The 5,240-nt window shown below is 54.8% G+C and carries 8 protein-coding genes; 7 read left to right on the top strand and 1 reads right to left on the bottom strand.

The window, feature by feature from the left end:
- Positions 1–112 precede the first annotated feature (112 nt).
- From ACYVD7_RS14375 to ACYVD7_RS14355, 5 genes are all read left to right on the top strand, one after another.
- On the top strand, positions 113–1,123 hold the full coding sequence (locus ACYVD7_RS14375) for an NADP-dependent oxidoreductase (protein WP_460764580.1): 1,011 nt from the start codon (positions 113–115) through the stop codon (positions 1,121–1,123).
- 435 nt (positions 1,124–1,558) lie between these two features.
- On the top strand, positions 1,559–1,963 hold the full coding sequence (locus ACYVD7_RS14370; protein ID WP_460764578.1) for a hypothetical protein: 405 nt from the start codon (positions 1,559–1,561) through the stop codon (positions 1,961–1,963).
- A 91-nt stretch (positions 1,964–2,054) separates the two neighbouring features.
- Positions 2,055–2,726, top strand: a complete 672-nt coding sequence (locus ACYVD7_RS14365; protein WP_460764576.1) for a hypothetical protein — start codon at positions 2,055–2,057, stop codon at positions 2,724–2,726.
- A 75-nt stretch (positions 2,727–2,801) separates the two neighbouring features.
- Positions 2,802–3,074 (top strand): hypothetical protein, encoded by a 273-nt coding sequence (locus tag ACYVD7_RS14360; RefSeq protein ID WP_460764574.1) that lies wholly within the window; start codon positions 2,802–2,804, stop codon positions 3,072–3,074.
- 88 nt (positions 3,075–3,162) lie between these two features.
- On the top strand, positions 3,163–3,468 hold the full coding sequence (locus ACYVD7_RS14355; protein ID WP_460764572.1) for a hypothetical protein: 306 nt from the start codon (positions 3,163–3,165) through the stop codon (positions 3,466–3,468).
- A gap of 55 nt (positions 3,469–3,523) precedes the next feature.
- On the opposite strand, the gene ACYVD7_RS14350 is transcribed toward ACYVD7_RS14355, so the two are convergent.
- Positions 3,524–3,733: a hypothetical protein gene (locus ACYVD7_RS14350; RefSeq protein WP_460764570.1), complete on the bottom strand. Its 210-nt coding sequence runs from the start codon at positions 3,731–3,733 to the stop codon at positions 3,524–3,526.
- 205 nt (positions 3,734–3,938) lie between these two features.
- Between ACYVD7_RS14350 and ACYVD7_RS14345 the strand changes: the two genes are divergently transcribed.
- Together ACYVD7_RS14345 and ACYVD7_RS14340 are read left to right on the top strand one after the other, a co-directional pair.
- On the top strand, positions 3,939–4,637 hold the full coding sequence (locus ACYVD7_RS14345; protein WP_460764568.1) for a hypothetical protein: 699 nt from the start codon (positions 3,939–3,941) through the stop codon (positions 4,635–4,637).
- Positions 4,638–4,694: 57 nt separating this feature from the next.
- Positions 4,695–5,129 (top strand): hypothetical protein, encoded by a 435-nt coding sequence (locus ACYVD7_RS14340; RefSeq protein ID WP_460764566.1) that lies wholly within the window; start codon positions 4,695–4,697, stop codon positions 5,127–5,129.
- Positions 5,130–5,240 lie beyond the last annotated feature (111 nt).

The following is a 5,240-nucleotide window of genomic DNA, read 5'->3' as shown; positions in this document are numbered from 1 at the left end:
CCGGAGGTAAATCTAGAACCTCGTAACCGTGACAAGGTACTGTAGGGGCCTAACAATTCATTCAAGCCGAAGCCGCTTCGCGGCTCGGCTTAATTCAGGTGTTAGAGCGCACATGAAGGCATTCGTCGTCGAAAAATATGGCAAAAGCGGCCTCCGCCTCGCCCAAGTGCCAGACCCCACTATCGGCCCCCATGACGTCCTGATCCGGGTGAGTGCTGCCAGCATCAACCCGCTAGACAAGATGGTACGTAACGGCGAGTTTAAGCTTCTCCTGAAGTACAAGAAACCGTTCGTACTCGGACACGATCTCGCGGGCGTCGTAACGCGTGTCGGTTCCGAGGTACGCGACTACAAAGTCGGCGACGAGGTCTACGCCCGTCCACGCGACCTGCGCATCGGGGCGTTTGCCGAGTACATCGGCATCGACCAAGCCGATATCGCCCTCAAACCGAACTCCCTCACAATGGAAGAGGCGGCGGCAGTCCCGCTGGTCGCGCTAGCCGCGTGGCAATTGCTGGTCGAACTCGCGCAGGTCAAGCCAGGGTACAAGGTTCTGGTTCATGCTGGCGCGGGCGGCTTGGGCTCAACAGTCATTCAACTCGCCAAACACTTTGGCGCATATGTCACCACCACCGCTAACGGAAAAGACGCGGAGAAGTTGCGCGGCCTTGGCGCGGACGAGATCATCGACTACACGAAAACAAACTTTGCCGAGTTGCTCTCCGGCTACGACGTCGTGCTCGACTCCCTTGGCGGCGACAATCTCGCAAAGTCGCTGACCGTACTTAAACCTGGCGGGCTGGCGATCAGCGTGGTCGGGCCGCCGGATGCCACGTTCGCTACTCAGCTTAGCAAGCCGCTATTAAAGCCCGTGATGGCGTTGCTAAGCCGCAAGGTGCGGGCACAGGCTAAGAAATTAGGGGTGCACTATTCGTTCTTCTTCATGCGGGCCGATGGCGCTCAACTGAAGACGCTGGCCTCACTCTATGACGCGGGTGCGCTGCGCCCTGTACTCGACCGCACGTTCCCCTTTGACGAGACGATCGATGCGATCGAGTACGTAGAACAGGGGCGCGCCAAGGGCAAAATCGTCGTCACCATGCCGCCCGCAGGTGCGCTCTAACTATTCATTCAAGCCGAAGCCGCTTCGCGGCTCGGCTTAATTCAGGTGTTAGGCGCATGATGAGGCAGCTAGCTTTCCTTCTTTTGATTCCCGCTGGATACGTGTTCTATTGGTTCCTACTTACTTATCCAGCTCGCTTCATGCAGAAGTACTTTGGCCATCCAGATTATGAGTCACTGAGGCGTTACGCATGGGCCGCATTTTCTATCGTTTGTCCTCTACTACTGCTTTGCTCGGCGGCAAGCTTGGCAAACATCCATCCGCTTCAGGACTTATCGCTTCCATTTTTTGTTTTCCAGATCGGCTTCCTACTTGGCCACATCAATTTTCTAGGCATCACGAGAGCAACATGGGGCAGGAGCGGCTGGTAGCGCCTAACAATTCATTCAAGCCGAAGCCGCTTCGCGGCTCGGCTTAATTCAGGCGTTAGCCATCATGAGAGCATCTCGCTACTTTGCCGCTGGCGAACTCGTAGTGATCGTTCTTCCATTGACGCTGATGGCGCTGTGGGGCGCCGTGCTAACGATACCTATGTCTCTGGCCGCGCTCGCAGACGACTGGAAAACCTATCCCTTTTTCTTGCTCGCCATTTTCTGCGCAATCGGCCTCATCTCGCTCCTGTCCGGCACACTGCTGCTGGCGAGTTTTGTGCGTCACGGGAGACCAGGCCTAGACATGATTCACCGAAATGTCTGGGTTCTTTGCGGCCTCGGCGGAGCCATCGCTTTGGCTGGAGGTATAGCCTCCCTTCTTGGAGAGGGCATAGGGCTTTCTATTGGGTTGCCTGCCATCCTCCCTTTGGGCCACATGTGCTTCGAGCGTCGGCGCACTGATGGCTAACAATTCATTCAAGCCGAAGCCGCTTCGCGGCTCGGCTTAATTCAGGTGTTAGGCCGCTTTACCAACCATCACCGCGCAGGGGGTTTTTTAGATGGGGTTCTTTAGCCGCAAACCAAAAGTCCGGCTGGCGGAGTTCTGCCGAAACTTCTACGACACACACCATTTCCCCTCCGCTGTCGGTGGCGTAAACCCTACCGAGGGTTACGCTCAAGTGATTCAACGATCCATCGTTGAGGTACAGCCCACATTCGCGGCAGTCAATCCGGCGTCGCTGGCGTCTGAGATTGCGCCACTTCGCTTTGAGATCTTCGGTCTCGCGTGGCTGCATCGCCTCGGCGACAAGCGTGCAGCCGAACAAAGCGATTTCACTATGCGCTACCTCAATGAAGTCGGCCGCGCAGATGTGTGGCAGGCAATTAAGGACTACAACGGGGCCAGCGCCCGCTCCAGTACACTCGGCCGAAATAGCGACTCGGCAGCAGGACGAGCGTATCTCACACTTATCAATACGACTCGCGCCAACCTTTTTGACGAGTGGACAGCACGCGGCTTCGACCCAGATGCAGTTGCTCGCGCTGCTAACCGTATTGGTACCGAGACAGCATGGAAAACTGGGCTAACATCCGGATTTCTTATGCTAGCGCTCTGCCAGCGCCTGAACTGCGAACCTAATGAGGCCGCCCAGGATCGAATCGCAGCAGTTGTGCGGGGTTTTTATAATGGCGCGGTCGAAAGCCTGAAGGTCGTAACAATCAATGATTAGCGCTAGGCAGCGGCCTAACAATTCATTCAAGCCGAAGCCGCTTCGCGGCTCGGCTTAATTCAGGCGTTAGGTGCCATGACCAGATTCCTCGTTGCTCTAACAGCGATACTCCTCTCGTCCTGCACTCCCAGCTCACCTTCGGCGGCACAGATCAAGGCTGACTACGCTCGTATCGACCCACGCTGCAAAAACATCTCCGTCGACGACATTGAGCATGATGATCGAGGCACTTGGGTGACCATTACCGAGAAGTGCCAAGGCAGTAACGATGGTCAAATGCAGCTTCAGTACAAGAGAGTCGGCGGCAAATGGGCAGTGGTTTGGTACGCGCCGGTGTTGTATGACTAGTCGCATGGCACCTAACAATTCATTCAAGCCGAAGCCGCTTCGCGGCTCGGCTTAATTCAGGCGTTAGGGCTCACAGGGGGAATACCGAATGGCTGATATCCAGAAACGCTGGCTGGACTTCATCGCCAGCGTCGCAACCGATCAGAACTGGAAAGTAGATCAATCCAAGACTCGGCTGCGCATCTATGATGACAACTACCATGCAACCGCTTTTCTTGTTAAGGCCAATCGCGTTGGCTACCTTCAGGTTCACGCTTGGGAAACCTCACACCCAAAGAAAGATTTGTACGGGCGCGCCATCTACTCCATTCGCAAAGAGACTGATGTGGTGGAGTTCTGCAACATTCTCATTGCCAGTAATTCAATCCGGGCAATGCGTCGCGGTGAGCCCTAACAGTTCATTCAAGCCGAAGCCGCTTCGCGGCTCGGCTTAATTCAGGTGTTAGCCGTCAATGACAGATCACCGCCTCTTCAAACGCATCTTCTTCTTTGCGCTTATCCCGCAGCTGGCACTGTGCGTTTGCTATTGGATCTTCGGCGTTGATTACAGTGGCGGAGAGACTGAATTCCAAAGATTGCTTTCCATCGTCTATATCCCTGGGCTTTACTTGCTGTCGCCCGTGCTCCTGCTTGGCTGGTCCGGAGTCGGTCTTCTCCAATTGGGTTTTCCTCTAGCTGGAGCGATTCTTTACTCGCTGGTTATAGCGGCAGTCGCGTGTGCCGTAAGACGCGGCTACTTCTCAGCCTTCTTCAGCCTTTTCCGGAGCGGGACCTAGCTTGTTGACGGCTAACAATTCATCCAAGGCGAAGCCGCTTCGCGGCTCGCCTTAATTCAGGTGTTAGGCCTCGTGGGGAGAGACCTGCATGTTGAAACGTAAGCCCGCCCCTCAACGCCAAGAGCGAGACTGGTTCACTTTCTCGACGAGCCTGCTTCACAGCCTTTGCTCGGACTACATCGCAATGCGATTGCTGTACTGGCTCGAGCCATTCACCACCTCCTCGACTGTCCTAACTAAGATGCTTGAGGTAGTAGAGAAGAGCCTCAAGCTTCACCTGGCAGTTCAAACTCAGACAACAACTGCTCTCACCGACGCAAGGACAATGTACGGGCACAACATCGAGAAACTGCGGGCTAAGTGCGCGTCTTATGAATCTGCATTCGACCATCCCGATATTCGAGCACTCACAAGGGATTTGAACGACAACGACGGCAAGCTCTACCAGTTCCTGCGCTACGGATCTCAAGAAACCACAATTGGCTCACAAGCAAACCTAACCGCGCTCCTTCCGGTCGTGGATCGCGTATTTGCAAACTCGCTACTCCTGCTCCCTGAGCATCATCGCCGGGTTCTGCTGTTCTGCTCGGCGCTAAAGAACTTGGTTACTCGTTCTCGCTTCGACCAGAGCCGAGACCCCAACCAATTGATCGAAATTCTTGCACTTGATAACCCATACTTCGCCGAGTTCTCGGAGCTATTCACGGCCTTAGACAAGCAAAATGAAGATTTGGCCGCTCAAATGCGGAGAGATATGGAGGCTTCAGGTGCGCAGTCCGAGGCCTAACAATTCATTCAAGCCGAAGCCGCTTCGCGGCTCGGCTTAATTCAGGCGTTAGACCGCATGAAAACAATCCTGCCGCTTGCACTATTTGCTCTTTCCGGATCCGCTGGCATCGCTCAGGCTTCAGATTTCTCGCCGTGCCAAAAGCTGATTAATCACCCATCCTTCAACTGGGTGAGCACGCGCTCTGAGAATTACTGGCTCTGCGATGCGCAAGATGCCGCTGGTAAAACAATCATCAAGGCAGTGATTGCCTCGCACCCAGGCGTTGCGACATATGGTTTCAACTTCCACAGCGTCATGCGTTCAAAAGGACGCGACATCGTATGGTTCTCGGACAGAGACCGGGACGGGAATAGCAAAAGTACCGCTCGCACGTTCCTCACTTCTGGTATCGATGAATTTCCTGTAGTCATGGTCTGGTTCGAGTTCAGTGACCAGATTGATTTCCAACGCAAGGCCGGTCTGGTTGCGCAGCTTGATGTAGCGCGCTGATGCGGTCTAACAATTCATTCAAGCCGAAGCCGCTTCGCGGCTCGGCTTAATTCAGGTGTTAGGCCCCTATGAAGCCACTGTCCGCCCTCCTACTCATTGTCTGGCTTTCGG

Source organism: Lysobacter fragariae (assembly GCF_054779775.1).
This window is presented reverse-complemented; position numbering and strand designations above follow the sequence as displayed.

What these genes read in the sequence shown, in the direction of transcription:
- ACYVD7_RS14375 (WP_460764580.1), top strand. Translation starts at nt 113, where the DNA reads ATGAAGGCATTCGTCGTCGAAAAATATGGCAAAAGCGGCCTCCGCCTC.
- ACYVD7_RS14370 (WP_460764578.1), top strand. Translation starts at nt 1,559, where the DNA reads ATGAGAGCATCTCGCTACTTTGCCGCTGGCGAACTCGTAGTGATCGTT.
- ACYVD7_RS14365 (WP_460764576.1), top strand. Translation starts at nt 2,055, where the DNA reads ATGGGGTTCTTTAGCCGCAAACCAAAAGTCCGGCTGGCGGAGTTCTGC.
- ACYVD7_RS14360 (WP_460764574.1), top strand. Translation starts at nt 2,802, where the DNA reads ATGACCAGATTCCTCGTTGCTCTAACAGCGATACTCCTCTCGTCCTGC.
- ACYVD7_RS14355 (WP_460764572.1), top strand. Translation starts at nt 3,163, where the DNA reads ATGGCTGATATCCAGAAACGCTGGCTGGACTTCATCGCCAGCGTCGCA.
- ACYVD7_RS14345 (WP_460764568.1), top strand. Translation starts at nt 3,939, where the DNA reads ATGTTGAAACGTAAGCCCGCCCCTCAACGCCAAGAGCGAGACTGGTTC.
- ACYVD7_RS14340 (WP_460764566.1), top strand. Translation starts at nt 4,695, where the DNA reads ATGAAAACAATCCTGCCGCTTGCACTATTTGCTCTTTCCGGATCCGCT.